General features: G+C 54.8%; 27 protein-coding genes and 2 tRNA genes. 5 read left to right on the top strand and 24 right to left on the bottom strand.

What is annotated here, in order from left to right:
- Positions 1–5: 5 nt before the first annotated feature.
- The 7 genes from BLW97_RS20365 to BLW97_RS02865 form a co-directional block, all read right to left on the bottom strand.
- Positions 6–362, bottom strand: a complete 357-nt coding sequence (locus tag BLW97_RS20365; protein ID WP_423230359.1) for a hypothetical protein — start codon at positions 360–362, stop codon at positions 6–8.
- Between the two features lie 154 nt (positions 363–516).
- Complete coding sequence (gene ssb, locus BLW97_RS02890) at positions 517–1011, bottom strand: single-stranded DNA-binding protein (protein WP_075322231.1); 495 nt, start codon at positions 1009–1011, stop codon at positions 517–519.
- Positions 1012–1073: 62 nt separating this feature from the next.
- Entirely contained in the window at positions 1074–1964 is an 891-nt protein-coding gene (locus tag BLW97_RS02885; protein WP_075322230.1) for a DNA adenine methylase, read from the bottom strand.
- Positions 1961–3157: a hypothetical protein gene (locus BLW97_RS02880; protein ID WP_075322229.1), complete on the bottom strand. Its 1197-nt coding sequence runs from the start codon at positions 3155–3157 to the stop codon at positions 1961–1963. The genes BLW97_RS02885 and BLW97_RS02880 overlap by 4 nt, the downstream gene beginning before the upstream one ends.
- Positions 3154–4008, bottom strand: a complete 855-nt coding sequence (locus BLW97_RS02875) for an ATP-binding protein (protein ID WP_075322228.1) — start codon at positions 4006–4008, stop codon at positions 3154–3156. Before BLW97_RS02875 ends, BLW97_RS02880 begins: the two co-directional genes overlap by 4 nt.
- A 10-nt stretch (positions 4009–4018) precedes the next feature.
- On the bottom strand, positions 4019–5014 hold the full coding sequence (locus tag BLW97_RS02870; RefSeq protein WP_242947662.1) for a YdaU family protein: 996 nt from the start codon (positions 5012–5014) through the stop codon (positions 4019–4021).
- Positions 5015–5131: 117 nt separating this feature from the next.
- Entirely contained in the window at positions 5132–5356 is a 225-nt protein-coding gene (locus tag BLW97_RS02865; RefSeq protein ID WP_075323541.1) for a transcriptional regulator, read from the bottom strand.
- 81 nt (positions 5357–5437) lie between these two features.
- Between BLW97_RS02865 and BLW97_RS02860 the strand changes: the two genes are divergently transcribed.
- The 5 genes from BLW97_RS02860 to BLW97_RS02840 all read left to right on the top strand — a co-directional run bounded on the left by BLW97_RS02860 (position 5438) and on the right by BLW97_RS02840 (position 8360).
- Positions 5438–6202, top strand: a complete 765-nt coding sequence (locus tag BLW97_RS02860; RefSeq protein WP_075322226.1) for a S24 family peptidase — start codon at positions 5438–5440, stop codon at positions 6200–6202.
- A 113-nt stretch (positions 6203–6315) separates the two neighbouring features.
- On the top strand, positions 6316–6549 hold the full coding sequence (locus BLW97_RS02855) for a hypothetical protein (RefSeq protein WP_075322225.1): 234 nt from the start codon (positions 6316–6318) through the stop codon (positions 6547–6549).
- 200 nt (positions 6550–6749) lie between these two features.
- Complete coding sequence (locus tag BLW97_RS02850) at positions 6750–7010, top strand: hypothetical protein (RefSeq protein WP_075323540.1); 261 nt, start codon at positions 6750–6752, stop codon at positions 7008–7010.
- A 92-nt stretch (positions 7011–7102) separates the two neighbouring features.
- Positions 7103–7342, top strand: a complete 240-nt coding sequence (locus tag BLW97_RS20360; protein ID WP_075322224.1) for a DUF4224 domain-containing protein — start codon at positions 7103–7105, stop codon at positions 7340–7342.
- On the top strand, positions 7329–8360 hold the full coding sequence (locus BLW97_RS02840) for a tyrosine-type recombinase/integrase (protein ID WP_075322223.1): 1032 nt from the start codon (positions 7329–7331) through the stop codon (positions 8358–8360). Before BLW97_RS20360 ends, BLW97_RS02840 begins: the two co-directional genes overlap by 14 nt.
- A 13-nt stretch (positions 8361–8373) precedes the next feature.
- Here the strand turns inward: BLW97_RS02840 and BLW97_RS02835 are convergent.
- The 17 genes from BLW97_RS02835 to nuoI form a co-directional block, all read right to left on the bottom strand.
- A tRNA-Pro gene (locus BLW97_RS02835) sits at positions 8374–8450 on the bottom strand.
- Positions 8451–8486: 36 nt separating this feature from the next.
- Positions 8487–8939, bottom strand: coding sequence for a MerR family transcriptional regulator (locus BLW97_RS02830; protein ID WP_010641744.1), 453 nt, complete (start codon positions 8937–8939; stop codon positions 8487–8489).
- Positions 8914–9213: an integration host factor subunit alpha gene (locus tag BLW97_RS02825; RefSeq protein WP_024893611.1), complete on the bottom strand. Its 300-nt coding sequence runs from the start codon at positions 9211–9213 to the stop codon at positions 8914–8916. The genes BLW97_RS02830 and BLW97_RS02825 overlap by 26 nt, the downstream gene beginning before the upstream one ends.
- 12 nt (positions 9214–9225) lie before the next feature.
- Positions 9226–11619 carry a phenylalanine--tRNA ligase subunit beta gene (gene pheT, locus BLW97_RS02820; protein ID WP_075322222.1) on the bottom strand — a complete coding sequence of 798 codons (2394 nt, stop codon included), beginning with the start codon at positions 11617–11619 and terminating at the stop codon, positions 9226–9228.
- A 12-nt stretch (positions 11620–11631) separates the two neighbouring features.
- The gene (pheS, locus tag BLW97_RS02815; RefSeq protein WP_075322221.1) at positions 11632–12654 is read right to left on the bottom strand and encodes a phenylalanine--tRNA ligase subunit alpha; all 1023 of its coding nucleotides are present in this window, start codon (positions 12652–12654) and stop codon (positions 11632–11634) included.
- A 20-nt stretch (positions 12655–12674) separates the two neighbouring features.
- Positions 12675–13034 (bottom strand): 50S ribosomal protein L20, encoded by a 360-nt coding sequence (gene rplT / locus BLW97_RS02810; RefSeq protein WP_010641740.1) that lies wholly within the window; start codon positions 13032–13034, stop codon positions 12675–12677.
- Positions 13035–13052: 18 nt separating this feature from the next.
- Positions 13053–13250 (bottom strand): 50S ribosomal protein L35, encoded by a 198-nt coding sequence (gene rpmI / locus BLW97_RS02805; protein ID WP_010641739.1) that lies wholly within the window; start codon positions 13248–13250, stop codon positions 13053–13055.
- A 9-nt stretch (positions 13251–13259) separates the two neighbouring features.
- On the bottom strand, positions 13260–13778 hold the full coding sequence (infC, locus tag BLW97_RS02800) for a translation initiation factor IF-3 (protein ID WP_075323539.1): 519 nt from the start codon (positions 13776–13778) through the stop codon (positions 13260–13262).
- Positions 13779–13794: 16 nt separating this feature from the next.
- Positions 13795–15729, bottom strand: coding sequence for a threonine--tRNA ligase (thrS, locus tag BLW97_RS02795; RefSeq protein ID WP_075322220.1), 1935 nt, complete (start codon positions 15727–15729; stop codon positions 13795–13797).
- A gap of 54 nt (positions 15730–15783) precedes the next feature.
- Positions 15784–15858, bottom strand: a tRNA-Val gene (locus BLW97_RS02790).
- 35 nt (positions 15859–15893) lie between these two features.
- A complete protein-coding gene (locus BLW97_RS02785) occupies positions 15894–16208 on the bottom strand; it encodes a DUF2818 family protein (RefSeq protein WP_075322219.1) in 315 nt (104 codons plus the stop codon).
- Positions 16208–17653: an NADH-quinone oxidoreductase subunit NuoN gene (nuoN, locus tag BLW97_RS02780; protein ID WP_010641735.1), complete on the bottom strand. Its 1446-nt coding sequence runs from the start codon at positions 17651–17653 to the stop codon at positions 16208–16210. The genes BLW97_RS02785 and nuoN overlap by 1 nt, the downstream gene beginning before the upstream one ends.
- 13 nt (positions 17654–17666) lie before the next feature.
- Complete coding sequence (locus BLW97_RS02775) at positions 17667–19148, bottom strand: NADH-quinone oxidoreductase subunit M (RefSeq protein ID WP_010641734.1); 1482 nt, start codon at positions 19146–19148, stop codon at positions 17667–17669.
- A 6-nt stretch (positions 19149–19154) separates the two neighbouring features.
- Complete coding sequence (gene nuoL, locus BLW97_RS02770; protein ID WP_075322218.1) at positions 19155–21137, bottom strand: NADH-quinone oxidoreductase subunit L; 1983 nt, start codon at positions 21135–21137, stop codon at positions 19155–19157.
- Position 21138: 1 nt separating this feature from the next.
- Entirely contained in the window at positions 21139–21456 is a 318-nt protein-coding gene (gene nuoK, locus BLW97_RS02765; RefSeq protein ID WP_029316355.1) for an NADH-quinone oxidoreductase subunit NuoK, read from the bottom strand.
- Positions 21456–22052, bottom strand: a complete 597-nt coding sequence (locus BLW97_RS02760; RefSeq protein WP_024893602.1) for an NADH-quinone oxidoreductase subunit J — start codon at positions 22050–22052, stop codon at positions 21456–21458. The genes nuoK and BLW97_RS02760 overlap by 1 nt, the downstream gene beginning before the upstream one ends.
- A 16-nt stretch (positions 22053–22068) precedes the next feature.
- The gene (nuoI, locus tag BLW97_RS02755) at positions 22069–22560 is read right to left on the bottom strand and encodes an NADH-quinone oxidoreductase subunit NuoI (RefSeq protein ID WP_010641710.1); all 492 of its coding nucleotides are present in this window, start codon (positions 22558–22560) and stop codon (positions 22069–22071) included.
- Positions 22561–22568 lie beyond the last annotated feature (8 nt).

Genomic DNA, 22568 nt, shown 5'->3' with positions numbered 1-22568 from the left:
TCCTTTCAATGAAATAGCGTAGCGCTGTCGCGCAGGAAGCGACCGCCACTGGTATAGGTACTTCCGGATTCGGGAGTTACGGGCGACAACGGCTCTTGATCCAAGCCTTTCTTGAGGATCTGAGCGATCGCCCCATAACGCGGATTACTGAAGCGCAAAGCCCGTGCGCAGGCCGCCTCCAGCCGTTGAGGGGTGTGCTTGTCCCGGAGTCGCAGGATGTTCTGTACGGTGCGCAGATTGACCAGCACGCGATCGGCAAAGAGCTGGTGAACGACGCCGTAACAGTGCGGTCCGATAGCCTCCGCCATCCGCAGGCACCACTGGATATCCTGGCCCTGCCAGGCCTGTGCTTCTGGCGGCATGTGGTCGGCCACGGTGGAGGCGGTGCCGTGCTGGAACAGCCGGGGATGGGTGGGGACTAATTCATGGGAAATGGTCTTCCTGGAAGAACGCCAGATCAGGGGGTGACGCAGGCGGGACCACCTGGATGCTGGAGTCTGATCAAGTTCCGCCCCCTCAGAACCGCACTCGCGGAAGCCGCCAGCGTGGTTGACAGATGGTTTCCGCCTTGGTGATGAAGGGAATATCGTCGTCAAATTCATCCATCGGTGCAGCACCCATGTCCCCGCCACCCCCACCACCATGCTGTGGCGCTGGATTGCCACCATCGGCCCCGTCACGGCGCCCACCGATCAACTGGAGCCGGTCGCCCACGATCTCCGTGGAATACCGCTCCTGACCGTCCTTATCGGTCCATTTTCTGGTGCGGATACGCCCTTCGATGTACGCCTGGCTTCCCTTGCGAAGATATTCCCCAGCGACTTCCGCCGTCCTCGCATAGAGTGCGATACGATGCCACTCTGTACGCTCCTGGCGGTTGCCGTCCCGATCCTTGTAGGACTCCGACGTGGCGATGGTCATATTGGCGACCGCCGTCCCATCTGGCATGTACCGCATCTCCGGGTCTCGCCCCAGATGGCCCAACAAGATCACTTTATTCACTCCAGCCATGACTTTCTCCTTGAGATATGACGAACCGTTCTTTTTTCGGTTCGGTATAGATCGGGAGTGGGTCACACTGCACACAGATCCAACAGGGAGCACTGGCGCGGGGCGTGCCGCTCATACCACTGCGTAAGGCGCGGATTCATCCAGATCCTTTCTGTCCGATCTCGATCGATATCTTCACCGGCTTGCCCTGACCGGTTCGCGTGACAGGAGTGGGCAAAATCCACAAAGGACCATCCTTGCCCGGACTCCAAATGGTCAGAATATAAATCACTGGGATAGCCGGAAATCGCGACATAGGCGTCACAGGCACAGAGCACCCGAAGCAGGTTCTCATGGTCCTGGTCACTCATCTCATCGGCATACTGCCCGTCTCTGCGGGTAGCCTGGAGATAAGGCGGATCACAGTAGATGACGGCGGATGGGCTATCGAATCTCCGGACCACCGCAATGGCATCATCGTTCTCGATCAGCGCATACCGCAGCCGATCCCGAACCAATCGCAATTCCGAATCGATGACGGCGGCCATGGACCGAGCCTTATTGTCAAAAACCTTGGCAAAGGCCCACGCCGGATTTTTGCGGGTGGATTCGGCGGCGAACGCGGATCTGGCGATATAGAAAAACCGGGCGGCGCGTTCGAGGTCCGGCAGGATTGCCGGGTCCGGAATGGCCCGCCACTCATAAAACAGTTGGCGCGAATAGGGGGTATTCTGCAGATACCGGATCAGTTCGTCTGTGCGGTCTCGGAGCACACGAAAGAAGGTCACGATCTCGCCATTGGCGTCATTGATGACCTCGATGCCCGAGGGACGACGGGCAAAGAATACCGCTCCGCCACCAAAGAAGGGTTCCACATAGGTCAGCTCCCGCGACGGCTCGGGAAGCCGGGCAAGAATCTGGTCAGCCAGTTTCCCCTTGCCACCCAGCCAGGGGAATGGCGGATGTACGCTCATACGGAAGCCACCTGCAGTGCAGCCAGCACCTCACATTCACCATTCTCCCCACGAAGGTATGCCTTGCACGACTCGAAAAGGGAGGCCGCTTCACGGCTGTCGGCCCGGCCAATGCGCAGGACCTTCTTTCGAATATCGGCCAGGTTTCGATTGCCCAGCAGATCACGCAGCGATGCTGCTTCAAGGCTGATTTCGTCGGTCTTCTTCAGTATTCGGAGAAGACCGAGAACGGCGCGGTATTCCCTGGCCTCGGCCAGGTAAGGGATGAGCTGCCGTGCAGCGATTTGCTGCTTGCCCACCTGAATCAGAAGGTCCAGAAACTCCCGCTGGCCGGCGGGCATCTCATAACTGTCGTCTTCCTCTTCCAGGTCGATACCCCCGACCGCGATGGACACCTGGTCCTCCAGCGAAAGTCGCTCGCTACCGCCTCGTGCCTCATGGTCTCCCCTTTCTTCCAGCGCATATTCCAGGCGAACCTCTGTTCGCGCTCCATGCAGCGTGGCTTCCATTCTTTCCAGCTCCCGCATTTTCTTCTGCCGTTTTTCTCCGGAGAGATGCTTGAGTTCCGACCGCCTCTGCCGAATGACTCTTTCCAGCGATGCTTTTGAGAACGTCGGCTCGTGGGGCAACAGGGATTCCGCATCGAGCCGTTTTCGATAAATGAAATCTTCCATGGCATCACGGGAGGCAAACCGGGTATGCACATCAACGAATGTCGCAATATTGGGGTGCGGCATCGTTGCCAGGTCGTGCTTCTCTGCAAAATGTTGCAATGCCTTGGTGGCCGCCGTGACGGCAAGATCGTGATGATCGTCGCGATGATCTGGTATAGACCATTCAGCCGTCCTGATTTTGGATTCGATGATCGCGGCTCCACGCCGAATGGCCTCAGAGATGATCTCGTTCATCACGTGATTTTGGCGGGGGGTCAACTGGATGCTTTGCGACCAGCGCATGAGGCGGATGGCCACCTGTGCGCTGCAATCGTATCCCTTCGGCGCAAAGTCACTCGCGCGCAGGTCTTCCAGGAACTGCTTTGGCTCTGAAAAGAATGGGCCGAGGTCGATCAGGTAGGATGCCATGTTCCTGGTCGCGCTTCGGGCGCAAGCGGAGCGGACGGGATGCGTGTTCAGCATCGGGTGGCCTTCTGAGAGGGGCTCTATCAGCAATTGCTGCTCATGATTTCTGTTCATGACTCACCCCGCAGACAGAGAGCCGTGTCGGATGTGCACCCCCTCCCCCGGCGATGGCTCTGCCAGTCAAAGAGCAGCAGCCCGCCGTTTTGGCACAGCCGGTCGAAGGCGGCCGGACCCAGGTATTTCTCCACGCCCTCCATATTCTCGTTGGACAGGATGAGGGTCGGCTTCAGGTCGCGGTATCGGTGATCGATCACCTCGAAGAGATGCACCCGCTCTCCATCGCTGCCGAAGGTTTTCCCGACCTCGTCGATGATGAGCAGGCCCACTTCCGCAAACCCGCGGATGACCTCCAGCTCCGTGCTGTTGCCGATTCCCCGTTGCCAGGTCTGGCGGATCCGGGCAATGATGTCGTAGGCGGTGACCTGGAGCACGCTGTACCCTTTGGCCAGCACCACGTGGGCGATGGCAGACGCCAGGTGGTTCTTGCCCGTGCCGGGATTCCCGCAGAGGATGAGGCAGGATCCCTTTTGGGCGCGCTCTTCGAAATGCTCGGCGTAGTCCCGGCAGACATCGAGGGCCGTCTGCTGTCCCGGGATCTCGACCACGTAGTTGTCGAAGCCGCAGTCGATGTAGCGACTGGGGATGGCCGCGCTCTCCATGAGTCGGCGGGAGGCATGCTCCGCCGCACACACCGGACAAACAGGGGACAGGTAGCGGATGACGTCCCGCTCATCCACCATGGAGATCGGATAGCGGCCGTGGCGCGCGCACTCGCGGTACTGGGGATGACGGTCCGGCAGGATCGCCTCATTGCTAGGGTCGAATCCCCATCGGGCAAGGAGATCCCTGGCAGCATCGCCCGCATGGACGGATGGCTGATGGTGGATATCGGACTTCTTTTCCATGGCGGCTCTCCTACAGTCTGACATAATGAGATTCGGCAACAGCGACGGGCGGCAGGAGAGAGCGGTTGGGCGGCCCCGCTGCCGGCTTGTTCTTTCCTCCTTTCCCTGAAGATTTCCCAGCGTCTTTCAGCATCGCGGCGATGTAGCCGACGTGGATACCGCTGCCTTTTTTCTCCAGCGCGATTTCCGCTGCGGCCAGGATGTGTTCGTCGGAATGGCGTGCGCACATCTCCTGCACAACAACCATGTGAGGGGCCGCACGGACGCCAAGCCCCCGTAGTTTCTTGCACAACGTGCCTTCGCGGGTTGCAGTCGGCAGTGGAGAGGGCTCTGTGGGTGGCGTTTCCTGAAACGTTTCACCCGCCGTTTCGGAAACGTTATCCACGTTTCTTCTCTCTCTCTTTTCTCCCTCTCCTTCTTTTCTATGAAACGTTTCAGCCGTTTCAGGAAACGTTTCAGTGAAACGGCCTTGAAACGTTTCAATCGTTTCATCGGCTTGGGTAGAGTGTGCTTCCTCAGTTCTGTTAGACTGAGCGTTTTCCTGCCTGGCCCTCTGTGCTGCCCGCCAGCGACGAAGGCGCTCGCGATCCTTGGCGCGCGGGTCCGAGGGGCTTGATGTCGGCTGCTGGGTCTTGTTGCCCCAGGCATCCAGTACCATTTCCGAAAGCACGGGATGGTACAGGCGGCCATCGGAGCAAAGGGAGAAGCCATGCAGTGCAATAGTCTTGACTTTCATCCACCGCCGGGGAGAACCTCGATATCCAGCGAGGCACGCCAGGATCTTGTCATCGTTGGGAAGACTGCCAGCAGGTACCTGCCGCATGGATTCGGTCCACAGCTTTACCGCTGCGCCGAACTCCTCATTGCTGGCCAGGTGGATGAAGTCGCTGGAATGGAGTCGGCTCAGGTCCAGCTTCATCCAGCAATAGGAACGCAGATCAATGTCGGCTGATACAGGTGGGGGCGGAAGCGCTGAACAATCCAGTTTTTGTGCATCACTCGGCATGGTCTCTTCCAGCCTTCCCAGCCGTGCGAATAGGCGCCAGGCATGATCGCGCGACTGGAAACGCAATCCGGGTGCCCCCGTTTCCTGGCATGGAAGTCGTAGTAGTCGATTGGTGTCTCATGTGGCTCCCCGGTCTCTGATCTCATCCAAGGGGCCGAAAATGTCGGGCCGGAGCTCGGCACGGGTGACGGCGCCGGCGGTGGCGCGCTCGATGGCGATGGCGCGGTCGAGGGGAACTCCTCGACGCCGCCAGTGGCTAACGGCCATTGGGCAAACTCCTAGCGTGCGCGCGAGCGATGACTGGGAGCCAAAATGTGACACTGCACGGTCAAGTCCATTCATGAGGCAAAGTATAACCACAATGGTGACACTGTCAACACAGCGGTGCTTCCCTGCTTGTGAGCTAAGGGGAACAATCAACGCATGAAAAACCGAAAACCTACAGGATCTACAATTGCTATTGCCATGCTGGAATCGGACAGGCAGAAACGCGGCTTATCCAAGCGCCGCTATGCGCTAGATGTTCTCCAGCTCAAAGATGCACAGAACTATCAACACTGGGAGGAACGCGGGGTTCCCAGAAAGGAGCTGGTCAGGTTATCCAATATACTGGGAGTTCCTGCTGAGACCCTTGATGCACTTGGAGGACAGGGCATTCACAGCCAGTTGGAAAAGTCTGGTGTGACTGAAAGTGTGGATGTCAGTGCGTGGTATCCAGGCGAGGAACCAGTGCCGGATGGTTATGCCGCCATAGAGGCAGTGTTACTGGAAGTTGGAGCGGGTAATCGGCTAGTTGTCACTGATGCACCAGAAAAGAAGTTGAGACTATACGACGCTGATTTCTTTGTGACTAGACGTTGTGTGCCGAACGCGTGCAAGGCGTACCGGGTGCGAGGGGAAAGCATGAGCCCCTTCATTTTTGACAATGACTGGATTGTTGTAGACACCCGTCGGCGCGTTCCGCCCGGACCGGGCGTGACAGATCCACGATTGTGTACTTTTGTCCTGCGCGTAGACGCTGAAGTAATGGTTAAAATGGTTCACCGGCTCCCGGACGGATCATTGCGGGTTAGCTCCATCAACCAGGACCCGATATACGCTCCTTTTTCAGTCCCTGAGAATCGCTTAGATTCCGTGGAGATCTGGGGAGGCTACTTGGAGCGTAGTGGCGGCAGACCAATGAGGTAATGGATTAGGTACTTGCCGTTGTTATAACCATTATGTTGACATAATAACCTTTGCGGTTATAATTTCTTCATCGAAGCCGCCCATCCCGCGCGGCATCATGGAGGCCAACAGCCATGCAAAGAACCACACTCAATGGTGAACCAATCAGGCAGGGGTTTCACCCCAATGCGAACGAGGTTGTCCCACAGCACCTAATCCCTCTCAAATTCTCTCAAAAACACGCACCGGTTTCCGTCGCCTACCGCGACGGCGCTGTACTGACTTTCCTCTTCGATCGCTCCACACCCATTGTCGACCTCATGGCCATGATCTCACGCGCCGGCACGGTGCAGAAGGTGGTGCTCTGATGCAGCGCACCCGCCTGTTCATAGTCACAAGGAAGGGCCCAAAGCAACGGAGCCGTTTGGAGTTGCTGCTTAGCCGGATACTCCTGTGTGCACCGAGAGGGTCATTTCTGTTTCGGGTGCCAGGCCGCGTCGGGATAGACGCGCATGGTGCCCCCCCCTCACGGTGGTGCTCTGTTTCTACTCTGGAACGAGGTGGCATCATGATCCAGATCGCAAAGGACGCCTCACGTCTTGGCATGCTCATCCCGCCCAACGGCACCCGGCTACCCATAACAGGGCTTCAATCCGAAGGGACAACTTCAGTAACAGGTATTTACTTGGGGTTCGAGACGGCCACTGGTGCCACCATCGCTTTCGGATACTCTCCGGAAGATTCTACGCCAACACCTTCCGAAGTCTGGAAAAACACTGCGGTAAGGTATCAGGCACAGGCCCCGCTGGCAGTCCATTTTGGGAGCTGATCCATGAGCAACTTACTCCTAAAAGAGCCCTCTCACCGAATCACGCGCAATAACGGCGGGAACTTCCGCGTGGCAGACTGGATTTTGGAATCATGGCTACTTTTCTAACGCCGGAAGATCTATATAGCCTCACAGGATTGAAGACCAAGCCTGGGCAGGTCAGATGGCTATGTGACCATGGTTACAGGCATGAAGTGGCGGCAACCGGGCGACCAGTGGTACTTTGGGTAGAGGTCGAACGTCATCTCGTTGGATCAGGGGCAATGCCCAGACGTAATGAGCCGAGACTGGATATTCTGAAGCAGGAGACACAACGACATGGGACGGCATAGATCGTCACACCATAACCTACCGCCAAGGATGCACCAGAAAGGCAAGGTTTACTATTACGTCACGCTCGTCGCCGGAAAGCGCCAGTGGACCAGGCTCGCAGACAATTATCCTGAAGCTGTCGCCAAGTGGGCCGAGATGGAAGGACATAATGCCTCCGGCTCCACAATGGGGCAGGCCATAGATCGCTATATCGGTACGGAGTTATCCAAGCTCGCAGAGTCCACCAAAAGGGAATACATCCGTCAATCCGCGCGGCTGCGCTCCGTGTTTGGGCACATGCAGATCGTCGAGGTGAGAGGTATGGATATCGCCGCATATCTTGATCAGCATCCATCACCTGTTGCAGCCAATCGCGAGATGGCCCTTCTTTCAACGGTCTTCTCCTTTGCCATTCGATGGGGCTGGTGTGAACACAATCCAACCAAGGGTGTCAGGCGAAACAAGGAAAAACCACGGGACCGCTACATCACTGACCAGGAGCTCGACCTTATCAGGTCACATGCAGATAGCCAGTGGCAGTGCATCATTGATATCGCCTACCTCACCGCCATGCGACGCGGCGATATCATGAGGCTTCGACTTTCGGATATCAACGGTGACTCTTTACTTATCAGTCAGGGCAAGACCGGGAAAAAGATGGCCTTCATCATTACCAATGCATTGGACGAGGTGATTGCACGTTCCAGGAGTTTGCGCCGCAGGGTAGGGTCGCTCTACTTCTTCTGCACACGAGATGGGCAACCCTATAGTGTGAGCGGTTGGAACAGTGCCTGGCGACGTATTGTGGCCAAATCTGGTGTGGAGGATATTCACTTTCATGACATACGAGCCAAGGCGCTTACTGACGCCAAGCGGGTCGCTGGAAGAGACTACGCGCAAGCCCTGGCCGGCCATGCCAGCGGCGATATGACTGAGGCATATATCAGAGCCAGAGAAGCTGAGCGGATCACCCCACTGAGCAGGATTGTAGAAAAAGGCGGTGATTGTAGAAAAAGAAATCAGGAAGATGCATCCTAACTCTTTGATTTATTGGTCGGGGCGAGAGGATTTGAACCTCCGACCACCTGAACCCCATTCAGGTGCGCTACCAGGCTGCGCTACGCCCCGCAAGAGCCGCTACTCTAATGCTTCGCTGGCGTCGGGTCAATGCTTGCCGGCACATATTTTTATCAATTCGGACAACTCAGTCCGCAGGTAGGTCAGACGGTTGCCCGTGCCCCTGTTCAGGCCGGAGGCATTATCCTCCATTTCGAATTCCAGTTGTGCTGCTGAGACCGGATGCCCGTGACTGGATTCGTTGCGCAGCCCCTGAAGTCGTTCACGAGCGCCGTGGATGGTGTAACCTTCTCCATATAGAAGCTCACGAATCTGTCGCGCCAATAGTAAGTCGTGGCGCTGGTAATAACGGCGATTACCTTTTCTTTTCAGCGGACTGAGTAGCGGGAATTCCTGCTCCCAATAGCGCAGTACATGGGCCTTTACCCCACAAAGCAGAGACGCCTCGCTAATGGAGAAATACCGTTTTTCAGGAATTTCTGGTAGCGCGACGAGCTCTTTGCCAGCTTTACCCTTAGCCGTTATCTGGTTCGCTACCATTGACGTAGGCTTTGAGCTTCTGGCTCGGATGGAAAGTCACAACCCGCCGTGCGGTGATGGTAATTTCCACGCCGGTTTTGGGATTACGTCCTGGGCGGGGGTTTTTATCGCGCAGGGTGAAATTACCAAAGCCGGAGAGTTTCACTTCTTCGCCCTGGGCCAGGTTTTCGCGAATATGATCAAACATGGCTTCCACAACGCCTTTGGCTTCACGCTTGTTCAAGCCCATGGTTTCAAACAACATATCAACAATTTCTGCTTTCGTGACGGCCACTTTCTTGTCTCCCTATGCCCTGAGTTCTATGGAGCCGATTTGCTTCACTGCTGTGAGCATTCGCTCCAATTCCATTTGTACATCAGCCTCAGTCAGCGTACGCTCACGATCCTGCAAAATGAGCGCAAATGCCAAACTGTAGGTCCCTGCTGGCAGGGATTCCCCCTGATAGCGATCAAAAATACGAATTTCCTGCACCACCGCACTGGCAGCTTGCTGCATTGCGGCCAGAACAGCTCCTGCCTCAATGTTATCGGGTATGACCAACGCCATATCCCGGCGCAAGGCAGGATAGGGTGACAACGCCGTAAAATGTCGCCCTTTCTGCAGATGTTCCAGCATCTCTATGTCTAGATAGAAGAAAAAGGCCGATTTGTCTAGGTCATAGCGCGCTGCAAGGGTCGGATGCAGAGCCCCGAGCATCCCGATTCTGCAGCCTTCAACCAGAATTTCTGCGGCCTGTCCGGGATGCAGCGCATGCTCAGTGGACAAAGTCTGGAACTCAAAATGGGTTTGTGGCCATAACGCCAGAATGGCGGCTACATCCCCTTTAAGATCAAAAAAATCCACATCCCTGGCCGTTTGCGCCCAGTTTTCCCGATCTGCGGCGCCCCATATACAACCTGCCAGGATCATGCTCTGCCGATCTGCCGAAAATATCCGCCCCATTTCAAAAAGACGAATACGATCCTGCTGACGCTTCGCATTAAATTGCAAGGTCTGCAGCAAACCCGGCCAGAGGCTGGCACGCATCACCGCCAGGTCTGCTGACAAGGGGTTCAGCAAGGCGGGTGCATCCGCATTCGGCTGGAAATCATTCTGAGATTCCTGACTGATAAAACTGTAGGTAATGACTTCGTGATAATCGCGGGCCTGCAAAATATGGCGCAACTGCTGAGATGATGATTGATTATCGGGCACCGCCTGCAAGAGGCCACGAGGGCGATGGGCTGGCAGATGGTCATAACCGTAAATTCTTCCCACCTCTTCAATCAGATCTGCCTCAATCCGCAGATCAAAACGGTGGCTGGGGGCAGTAGCCTGCCAACCATCCTGCACCGGACGGATCTGCAGACCCAAACGCGTCAGCAACTGCTCAACAACGGCCGCCGCGTAGGGCATTCCCATCACCCGCTCAAGACGTTTCTGCCGCAATGAAATTTCGGCGGAAGCTGGCAACTGGCCCTTCAGGGTAAATGAATGGGAGGCTCGCAACTGCACGGTGGCCAGTTCCATCATTTGCGCGAGCACGCCTCTGGCTACCTGCGGAGCCAGATTAAAATCCACACCCCGCTCATAGCGCATGGCAGCATCGGTTTGCAAACCCAGTCGACGTGCGCGGCCCTGAATGGCCTTGGGTTGGAAAAACGCCGCTTCCAGAATAATGGAACGGGTTTGCGCGGTCACACTGCTACGGCGTCCGCCAATAATACCCGCGAGTGCCACTGGTCCCTGCGCGTCGGCAATGACCAACATATCCGGCTCCAGGTTCAGATCGCGGCCATCCAGCGCATCAAGGACTTCTCCGGTCCTGGCCCAGCGTACACACAGTCCACCCTGAATCGTATCAGCATCAAAAGCGTGCAAAGGCTGACCGGCATCAAACATCCAGAGGTTCAGCAAATCCACCATCGGGTGGATGCTGCGCTGGCCGGCCCGGCGCAAACGCTCGCGCAAAAAATCCGGTAAGCGATTTGGTACGCCGTCAATCCACAATGCGGTATAACTGGGACAAGCCGTTCTGGCTTCAGCCTCTATTGAGACAGAGTAATCACCCTGCACGGGTTCTTGGGTGGAGTCCTGCTGAGACCATTCGTGGTCTTGTGTGACAGCCCGGGGGTCATGCAGTTGCTGCGCCCCAAGGGCATACAGATCGCGTGCAACGCCCTTTATAGACAAGGCATCACCGCGATTAGGGGTAATACCCAAAGTCAGAATTTCATCATCCAAATGCAGGTAGGTCCGCAGATCCGCACCTACGGGAGCCTCTGCATCCAGAATCAACAATCCGCTACTGCCATCTTCCAGACCCAGCTCACCAGCCGCACAAAGCATGCCCTCCGAACGCACTCCGCGCAGTTCCGAAATGGCTATTTTTTTATTACCCGGCAACTCCGCCCCCGGCAAGGCCAGGGGTACCCGCTGCCCTTCAGCCAGATTTGCAGCCCCACAGACAATCGTCCGCAGGGTGCCGTCACCAACATCTACCTGAGCGATTCGCAGCTTGTCGGCTTCCGGATGCGCTGCCACGCTTTGTACTGCCGCAACGACCACAGAATGGAAAGGCGGAGCAGCGGGCTCCATCGCTTCTACTTCAATACCGCCCATGGTCAGGCGACGGGCGATTTCTTCCGTATTCCAGGAGAAATCCAACCAATCACGAAGCCACTGAATACTGATACGCATAACCTTCGCTCCTCAGGAAAACTGCTTGAGGAAGCGCAGATCGTTCTCAAAAAAGAGACGCAAATCATTGACCCCATAACGCAGCATGGTCAGTCTTTCGATGCCCATGCCAAAAGCAAAGCCGCCGAATATTTCGCCATCTACTCCGGCACCAGTCAGTACTGCCGGATGCACCATGCCGCAGCCCAGCACTTCCAGCCAGCCGGTTTGCTTGCAAACCCGACAACCTGAACCACCGCAGATGACACAGCCTACATCCACTTCTGCAGAAGGCTCCGTAAAGGGGAAATAGGAAGGACGAAAGCGCACCGGCAAATCCGGTTTGGCAAAAAAATTCTGAAGAAAATCTTCCAGCAGGCCACGCAAATCAGCAAAACTGGCTTCTTCATCAAGAAGTAGCCCTTCCACCTGATGAAACATCGGGGTATGGGTAATATCAGAATCCCGCCGATATACGCGTCCCGTTGCAATCATCCGCAAAGGCGGCTGATGGTTTTCGAGAAAGCGGATTTGTACCGGAGAGGTATGCGTACGCAACACCCGATTCTGGTCAAAGTAGAACGTATCGTGCATGGCCCGCGCTGGATGATCTTCGGGAATATTCAGCGCTTCAAAATTATGATAATTGTCTTCTATTTCGGGACCATCACTAATTTCAAAACCCAAACCGGAAAAATATTGCTCTATCCATTCGAGGGTCTGACGGATGGGATGACTACTCCCCAACGCAACGCGCCTTCCGGGTAGAGTAACATCTATCCGCTCAGCCTCCAGGCGGGCTTGAATCCGTGCAGCTTCCAGTACGGTCCGGCGGGATTGCAGCAGATTCTGCACTTCCTCCTTGCGCACATTCAGTAATTGTCCGGCTTCACGACGCGCTTCTGGAGATAATTGTCCGAGTTGCTGCATGGCCTGGGTCAACAGACCCTTTTTACCCAACCAGTGCAGACGGATTTGTTCCAGCGCGGCAAGATCCGCAGCGGCCGCAATATCACGCGCGGCCTCTGCAAGGGAAGCTATGGAAGATAGCGACATATCCACAGCCTCCGTCACAATTAAGCGGCCAACTGGCCCTTAGCCACCTCAACCAGACGGGTAAACGCCGGCTTGTCGCGCACCGCAATATCCGCAAGGACCTTGCGGTCCAGCTGAATACCCGCACGCAGCAAACCATTCATGAAACGGCTGTAGCTCAAACCTTCTGAACGTGCTGCGGCATTGATGCGCACAATCCAGAGGCTGCGGAAGTCCCGCTTCTTGGTACGACGATCGCGGTATTCATAAGTCAGGGCCTTCATCACCGCCTGATGGGCGATGCGGAAGTTGCTTTTGCGTTGACCACGGAAGCCCTTGGCGCGCGCCAGGACTTTTTTATGACGGGCGTGGGCGGTTACGCCACGTTTTACTCTAGGCATGGTACGATTCCTCTGTCATCAAGCGTAGGGAAGCATGCGCCGCAAGGCAGCCTGATCGCTTCCCGAAGTCACCAAGGTATGGCGCAGATGACGCTTCCGCTTGGTCGTTTTTTTGGTCAGGATGTGGTTCAAAAACGCCTGACGATGCTTAAACTTGCCGGATCCGGTGCGCTTGAAACGCTTGGCCGCTCCGCGATTGCTCTTCATTTTTGGCACGATGCTCTCCTATTTTTTCCTTGGGGCGACAATCATCACCATTTGCCGTCCTTCCATGCGTGGCCGTTGTTCAACCACCCCGACTTCTGCTAAATCCTTTTCTACCCGGTTGAGCAGTTCCATGCCCAGTTCCGGGTGAGACATCTCACGACCACGAAAGCGCAGGGTGATTTTTGCCCGGTCTCCATCATCAATAAAACGCATGATATTACGGAGCTTAATCTGGTAATCGGCATCATCCGTACGCGGACGGAATTTGATTTCCTTTACCTGGGTCTGCTTTTGCCGACGCTTCGCTTCATGCTGACGTTTGCTTTCCTGAAAGCGAAACTTGCCGTAATCCATGATCCTGCAAACCGGTGGTTCGGCCTGTGGGGCAATTTCCACCAGATCCAGGTCGGCTTCTTCAGCGGCCGACAAAGCTTCCATAAAGGAAACCACACCCATTTGTTCACCTTCCACCCCTATCAGCCGGACCCGCGCTGCGGTAATTTCCCGGTTGATATTGACCTCTTTCTCCGTCGCGATCGCCTTATCCTCCTCGCTAGCCTTGCCACTCCAGGGTATTCTGTCGCTCCTGATGCATTTTCTGCAGAGCGGTGCCCAGCGCAGCAATGCTATGGGAACCCAAGTCCTGACCGTTCCGATCCCTGAGCGCCACGGTTCCCGCTTCCTGCTCGCGTTCTCCGACGACCAGCATATAGGGCACCCGGCGCAGGGTGTGGGCGCGTATCTTATAACCTATCTTCTCGTTTCTCAAGTCCGTTTCGACACGGAGGCCGATTTTGCTCAATGCTGCCGTGACAGATTCCGCATATTCGACAAAATGCTCACTGATCGGAAGTACCGCAACCTGCACGGGTGACAGCCACAATGGGAATTTTCCTTCGTAATGTTCGATGAGCACGCCAAAAAAGCGCTCCACAGAACCAAATATGGCGCGATGCACCATAATGGGCACCTGCCGCGAACCATCTTCGGCCACATACTCCATCCCGAAACGTTCGGGCAAGTTGAAATCGAGCTGGATGGTGCTGCACTGCCATTTACGGCCAATGGCATCCTGAATTTTCAGATCGATTTTCGGGCCGTAAAAAGCTCCGCCCCCTTCATCCACCTGATATTCCAGGCCCGCACGATCCAAAGCGGTCCGCAAAGCCTCGGTAGCTGTTTCCCAGATGGCATCACTACCCACGGAGTGCTCTGGCCGGGTGGAAAGGTTGATTTCGTAGCGGTCAAAACCAAAGGTACCGAGAATTTTCTGAACCAGCGTCAGCACTTCGCCAATTTCCACCGCAATCTGATCAGGGCGGCAGAACACATGGGCGTCATCCTGGGTAAAGCCGCGCACCCGCATCAAACCATGTAGTGCTCCAGACATTTCATGACGGTATACCGTCCCCAGTTCCGCCCAACGCAGGGGCAAATCCCGATAGGAACGCAACTTGTCTTTATAAATCAGAATATGAAAAGGACAGTTCATGGGCTTGAGCTGATACGGCTGGCCCTCGTCCTGCATGGGATCAAACATGGATTCCGCGTAGAAATCCTTGTGTCCAGAAGTGTGCCACAACTGTTCATGGGCAATATGCGGGGTAAACAGTAATTCATAGCCCCCATCTACGTGGGCACTGCGCCAGAAGTCCTCAATGACCCGCCGGATCCGGGCACCCATGGGATGCCAGAAAACCAATCCACCCCCGGCATCTTCCTGAATGGAGAACAAATCCAGTTCGGTGCCAATACGGCGATGATCGCGCTTTTCAGCTTCAGCCAGCTGCTGCAAATAGGCGTCCAGATCTTTCTGGCTCGCCCAGGCCGTTCCATAAATACGCTGCAACATGGGGTTGCGGGAGTCTCCACGCCAGTAGGCTCCGGCCACCCGCTGCAACTTGAAGGCACCCAGTGATCCGGTAAAAGGCACATGAGGACCCCGGCAGAGATCTACGAAATCACCCTGGCGGTACAAACTCAATGCTTCACTGGCCGGAATATCACGGATAATCTGGACCTTGTAGTCTTCACCCATGCTCTCGAAGAGATCAATGGCGGCATCACGAGACAATACTTCGCGCTGGACGGCAAGATTCTGCTTCACCAGTTCGCGCATCCGCTTTTCAATGGCGGCAAGATCTTCCACCGTAAAGCTGCGCGCACTGGCAAAATCATAATAAAAGCCGTTTTCAATCACCGGGCCGATAGTCACCTGAACACCCGGAAACAGCGATTGAACCGCCTGCGCCATCAAATGCGCAGTCGAGTGGCGAATCACTTCCAGACCTTCGGGACTGTCCTTGGTGATAATGGCTACAGCCACATTCTCATCCAGCACCGTGGAAAGATCCTTGAGGGTACCATCGACGCGCATGGCTACTGCTGCCTTGGCGAGTCCGCTGCCGATAGTGCGCGCCAGTTCCAGCCCGGTGAGGGGTTCAGGGAACTGTCGATGACTACCGTCTGGCAACTGAATGTCTGGCATATGCCCCCTCCAAAGAAAAAGCACCAGAGAGATTCCTCCCTCTGGTGCGGGATTTGGTAGGCACGGGCGGTTTCGAACCGCCGACCTCTACCGTGTCAAGGTAGCGCTCTCCCCCTGAGCTACGCGCCTGCAGCCCGCAAATGTACCCATTACGCGGGCTCCGGTCAAGATCTACGCAACATGGGCAGCACGTTAAAGCGCCAGATGAAACCCGGTATGGCAAAAACGGCAAACATGCACAGGGCAATCACATAAAATTCCCACCCCTGGGCATGAAGGCTACCATCCAGACTGTTTTCAACAGCCATGCCGATCAGCCCCACAATGAAGTACATCACCAACCACTCCAGCAGGTACCACTGCAAGGCCTTGCCTCCCGCAACCGGGCGTATAAAAAACAGGCGATTACTCAGCCAGGGCAAATTGGCTACCACAAAAGCCAGTAATATATAAAGTAATACCCAATTATGCATATCCATCAAATCACTCCCTGCATGGCATAAAAACAGAAGGCCATCAGCGGTCCGGGGACAATCCCCAGAACCAGTAAGGCCAGACTGTTGATACTGAGGGTAGCACTGGCAAGATCATCGCGCACGATCGGCCCGCTTTCCGGTTCAGGGGCATCAAAATACATGACTTTAACGACCCGCAAATAATAGAAGGCGCCAATTACTGCCAGCAATACACCGATCACCGCCAACCACACATAACCCGCTGCAATGACGGCCTGGAACACCGCCAGCTTGGCATAAAAGCCCACCGTCGGTGGAACACCCGCCATGGAAAACATGATGATGAGCATCAAAAAGGCATACCAGGGTTTGCGCTGCGATAATCCCTTGAAATCATCAATGCGATCCGCCTCAAAACCCGCCCGGGTGAGGAGCAGAATCATCCCGAAACCGGCCAGAGACATCAGCACATAAACAATGGTGTAGAAAAATGCACTGGCAAAGCCAGCTTCTGTCCCCGCAACTATGCCCAGGGAAAGAAAACCCACATGCCCTACGGTTGAGTAGGCCAGCATCCGTTTCAGATTCTGTTGGGCAATGGCAATCAGGTTGCCTACCAGCAGAGACACCAATGTCAGGGCAATAAATATCTGCTGCCAGGATTCCAGCATGCCGTACCCACCATCTACCAACAGGCGAATAATCAGGGCAAAGGCGCCGATTTTAGGCGCTGAAGCCAGAAAGGTCGTTACCACCGTGGGTGCACCCTGATAGACATCCGGCAACCACATGTGAAAGGGGGCTGCACCGAGCTTGAAAGCAATACCCGCCACGATAAAGACCAGGGCAAATACCAGAATCAGATTACTGCTGGTGACATTCACCAGTGCTGCAGCAATATGGCGAACCTCCAGGGTTCCTGTCAGTCCGTAGAGCAGCGACATACCGTAAAGCAGCAAACCTGAAGCCAGGGCACCCAGAACAAAATATTTCAGCCCTGCTTCGGTTGCGACCAGACTGTCGCGATTGAAGGCAACCAGCGCATATTGACTCAGCGCTAAAAGCTCCAGCCCCAGATAGATGCTCAACAGGTTGGCGCCCGAGACCATCACCATGACACCCAGGAGGGCAAAAAGCAGCAACACATAGATTTCGCCCCGGTATATGCCACGATCCATCAGATAGCGTCGCGAATAGAGCACCACCATCAATACGGCCAGATAGCTGAACAATTCGGCCACATTGGTAAACGGATCCAGCACCAGCAAACCGGCGAAAGTCGTACCACTTTGTCCCAATTCAAAAAAGGTCAGCACTGCTGCACCCAGCAGCGTCAGGACGGTCAGCACCGGAGCCACGTCCCGCAGTCGTTCGCCCAGGTATAAATCCGCCAGCAACACCACGCAGGCCATGATCAACACCCAGATTTCCGGTATCGCAAAAGTCCAATGCAGCAGAAAAGCATTCATAGGCAGTGTCCTTCTACGCCGGAATTTTCGAAACAGCTATCTGCGCCACCAGATGCTGTACCGAGGTATGTACGATATCAAGGAAAGGTGCGGGCCATACGCCCAAGAGCAGGGTGAACGCCGCCAGAGTCCCAAGCACCAGCATTTCGCGGGCATCGAGATCTTTCAGGGCTGCCACCTCGGGGTGCACAATTCCACCAAAAATAGCGCGTTTGAAAAGCCACAAAGTGTAGCTGGCTCCGGTAATCAGACCGGTAGCGGCAAGAATCGCGTACCACGGATTCACCTGATACGTGCCGAGTACCACCATGAACTCTCCCACAAAACCGGAAGTCCCCGGCAACCCCACATTGCCCATGGCGAATAACATCATCAACGCCGCAAATATCGGCATGACGTTGGCGACCCCTCCATAGGCTTTGATATTTCGGGTGTGCATACGGTCATAGAGCACGCCGATGCAGAGGAACATGGCGGCACTGATAAAGCCGTGAGAGAGCATCTGAATAATACTGCCTTCAATGGCCACACTATCAAACACAAAAAAGCCCAGCGTCACAAAGCCCATGTGGGCAATGGAGGAGTACGCCACCAGTTTTTTCATGTCTTCCTGAACAATAGCCACCAGCGCCACATAAATAATGGCGATCAGGGAAAGCAGAATCATCAGCCAAGCGAGTTTGTGGCTGGCATCCGGAACAATGGGCAGACTCAGGCGCAGAAAACCGTAAGCCCCCATCTTCAGCATGATAGCTGCAAGTACAACCGATCCGGCGGTAGGCGCCTCCACGTGGGCATCCGGTAACCAGGTATGTACTGGCCACATCGGAATTTTTACCGCAAACGCCACAAAAAAAGCAATAAATATGAGAATCTGCGCTGTCATTCCCAGGGGGGTATGCTGATAAACCAGCAAGTCGAAACTGTTGCCGCTGTGAAAATACAGGTACAACAAAGCCACCAGCATCAACACGGAACCCAGGAAGGTATACAGAAAAAACTTGATGGTGGCATACACCCGTCGTGGTCCACCCCAGACGCCGATAATCAGGAACATCGGAATCAGCATGGCTTCCCAGAATACATAAAAGAGAATGGCATCAAGGGCGCAGAACACGCCGATCATCATGCCTTCCATAATCAGGAAAGCCGCCATGAATTGGGCAACCCGGGTCTGGACATTACGCCAGGAGCTGATGACCACCAGTACGGTCAAAAAGCTGGTCAGCAATATAAACCACAGGGATATACCATCCACACCGAGGTGATAATAAATATTCAGGGAAGGAATCCACGCAACCCGCTCACTGAATTGCATGGCCGCAGTGTGCGTATCAAAACCCGTATAGAGGGGGATGGTAACGGCAAAGGCCAGCAAGGACACGATCAGGGCCAACCAACGCGCCAGCGCCGCACGGTGATCTCCAACGGCTAAAACCAGCAGGCCGCCGACGATGGGTATCCAGATAGAATAGCTGAGGAGCGAAGCGTTCATCAGTGCCTACCCCTTCCAGATCACAAAATATGTCATGAATAAAATCAACCCGATAATCATGGCGAAAGCATAATGATAAATGTATCCCGTTTGCACTTTACGCCAGGACAACGCCAACTTGCCGATGCCGAAAGCGGTGCCATTGACCATCAGGCCGTCAATCAGTTTTTCGTCACCAACATGCCAGAACAACCGTCCAAACTGAATCACTCCGCGTACCAGAACCGTATTATTAAAAGCATCAAAACCGTATTTGCTTTCCAGCAGCCACACTGCCGGACTGAGGATGCGGCTGAGCCATTCGGGTAAACCCGTATTCCAGGCATAAAAGTAGGCAGCACAGACAATACCCGCCACGGCCAACCAAAAGGGCCAGGCTTCCAGACCATGCAAAAGAAACACAGCAGCGCCCTGCCAATGCGCGGCAATTTCACCGATGGTGTTGAACTGCGGAGCAATAACCAGCGAAGAATCGAGAAAATGCCCCAAGCCTACCGGACCGATGTACGCCCAACCGGCATATACCGCAGGAATAGCCAAGGCAATGAGTGGCACCGTAATCACCAAGGGTGACTCATGCAGATGGTCCCGGGTGTAGGGGTCCATGCGGGGTGTACCGTGGAACACCATGAAAAACATACGGAAAGTATAAAGAGCTGTGACGAAGGCCCCCGCAACCAGCATGAACTCGGCCCAGCCAGCTCCCGGCAGGGTGGAGAGGCCCACGGCTTCGATAATCAGATCCTTGCTGAAAAACCCGGCAAAGGGCGGGATACCTGACAGCGCGAGGCCGCCTATCAGAAAGGTGATGTAAGTGATGGGCATGGCCTTGCGCAAGCCGCCCATTTTGCGGATGTCCTGCTCATTGGCCATGGCATGAATCACCGAGCCCGCCGCCAGGAACAGCAACGCTTTGAAAAAAGCATGGGTCATGAGGTGAAAAATAGCCGCTGAAAAGGCCGAAGCCCCCAGTGCAGCCGTCATGTATCCCAACTGGGAAAGGGTCGAGTAGGCAATAATGCGCTTGATGTCATTTTGCACCAGGCCGATCAGCCCCATGAACAAGGCGGTAATAGAGCCAATCAACAAAATGACGGTCAACGCCGTGGCCGACTGTTCATAAATGGGCGACATCCGGGCCACCATGAAAATCCCGGCAGTGACCATGGTCGCGGCGTGAATCAGCGCCGAAATGGGAGTTGGACCTTCCATGGATTCCGGGAGCCAGACATGCAGCGGTACCTGGGCTGATTTGCCCATGGCACCAATAAACAGCAGCAAGGCAATCCAGGTCAGTACATTCCAGGGATGCCCGGGAATAATTACTACGGTCTGGCCGACCAGATGGGGCACCATGGCAAATACCGTGCGGTAATCAAGACTGCCGCAGTAATGATAAATAGCCGCAATACCAATCAGAAAACCGAAATCGCCGACCCGATTGACAATAAATGCCTTCAGGGCGGCGACATTGGCGCTTTCGCGCTGGAACCAGAAACCGATGAGCAGATAGGAAACCAGACCCACCGCTTCCCAACCAAAAAACAACTGCAGAAAATTGTTGCTCATCACCAGCATGATCATGCTGAAAGTGAACAGAGAAATATAACTGAAAAAGCGGGCATAACCAGGGTCACCATGCATGTAGCCTATGGTGTATAAATGCACACAAAGCGACACGAAGGTAACCACCACCAGCATCAGCGCGGTCAGGCTGTCCACATCAAACCCGATGGGGACTTGCAGATGGCCGAGCACAGCCCATGTATAGATATTGCCGTAAAAATCGACACCATGCAGGGTCTGAAACAGTACCGCCAGGGCCAGATAAAAAGAGACCGCGACCCCCGCTAAGGGCGCCCAGTGCGCTTGTTCCTGCAGCTTCCAGCCGCCAAAACCGGCCACCAGAGAGCCAGCCAGTGGTGCCAACGGAATAATCAGGTACACAAGAAGAGGCGGAAAGGCATTCAACCAGTCAAAAACCCACATATCAGCCTCTCAACTCGTCAATATCTTCTACGTTGATACTCCGGCGGTTCCGGAAGTAAACCACCAGAATGGCCAGACCAATGGCCGCTTCAGCAGCAGCTACCGTCAGGATGAAAAACACAAAAACCTGCCCTTCGAGATTCCCCAGATAGCGGGAAAATGCCACCAGATTGATATTTACTGCCAGCAGCAGTAATTCAATGGCCATCAGCAAAATAATCACGTTTTTGCGGTTCAGGAAAATCCCCACCACACCGATGGAAAACAGGATAGCCCCGAGTATCAGATAAGCGGCGAGCGTTGGTTGTCCACCCATCATCATTGTTCCGGCCCCCGCAAATTCACCAGGCTGATGCGGTCTTTGGCACGTACTGCCATTTGCGCATCAATACTCTGGGTTTTAGTGCCCTGGCGGCGCCGCAAGGTCAGGGCAATAGCCGCAATAATCGCAACCAGCAAAATCACCGCCGCAATTTCAAAGGGATATAAATAATGAGTGTAAAGCAATACGCCCAGGGCGCGGGTATTATCTGCATTGGCAGGAATAGGGCCGGGAGCAGGAATATGGCCCAACGGCGAAGTCCAGAAAACCACGGCCAGTTCCAGCACGCCCAGAATGGCAATGGCCAGCCCCAGCGGCAGGTAACTCAAAAACCCTTCCTTGAGACGGGTCAAATTAATATCCAGCATCATCACCACAAACAGGAAAAGCACCATGACCGCGCCCACATAAACCAGAATCAGGATCAGACCCAAAAATTCTGCGCCCAGCAAAATGAACAGGGCGGCGGCATTGAAAAACGCCAGGACCAGAAACAAAGACGCATAGACCGGATTTCTTGCCGTGATGACCGCTGTCGCAGAACCCAGCAATATCGCCGAAAAAAGGTAAAAAAGGATGGTGGTTATGATCATAATAATTATTTTCCTGTCAACGATATGCGCGGTCTGCTTCGCGATCCGCTGCCAATTCTGCTTCCAGGCGATCACCATTGGCGAGGAGCATATCCTTGGTATAAATCAGATCCCCACGAATTTCGCCGTGATAGGACAACACCCGACTTTCGACAATGGAATCCACCGGACAGGATTCTTCACAAAGACCACAAAAAATGCACTTGCTCAGATCAATGTCATAACGAGTGGTGCGTCGGGTTCCATCATTACGTTGTTCACTTTCAATGGTGATAGCCAATGCCGGACACACGGCTTCACATAATTTACAGGCGATACAGCGTTCTTCACCGTTCTCATAACGGCGCAGGGCATGCAGCCCCCGAAAACGCGGAGACTGGGGCGTTTGTTCTTCGGGATACTGCACGGTGATTTTGCGGGCAAAAAAATACCGACCGGTCAGCTGCATACCGCGCAGCATTTCCGTCAGGAAAAAAGTCTTGAACCACTGCTTCGGGCGAATTTGCATATTGTTCT

Origin of the sequence: Acidithiobacillus albertensis, from assembly GCF_001931655.1 — a bacterium.
In the GTDB taxonomy this organism is placed as follows: domain Bacteria; phylum Pseudomonadota; class Gammaproteobacteria; order Acidithiobacillales; family Acidithiobacillaceae; genus Acidithiobacillus; species Acidithiobacillus thiooxidans.
This window is presented reverse-complemented; position numbering and strand designations above follow the sequence as displayed.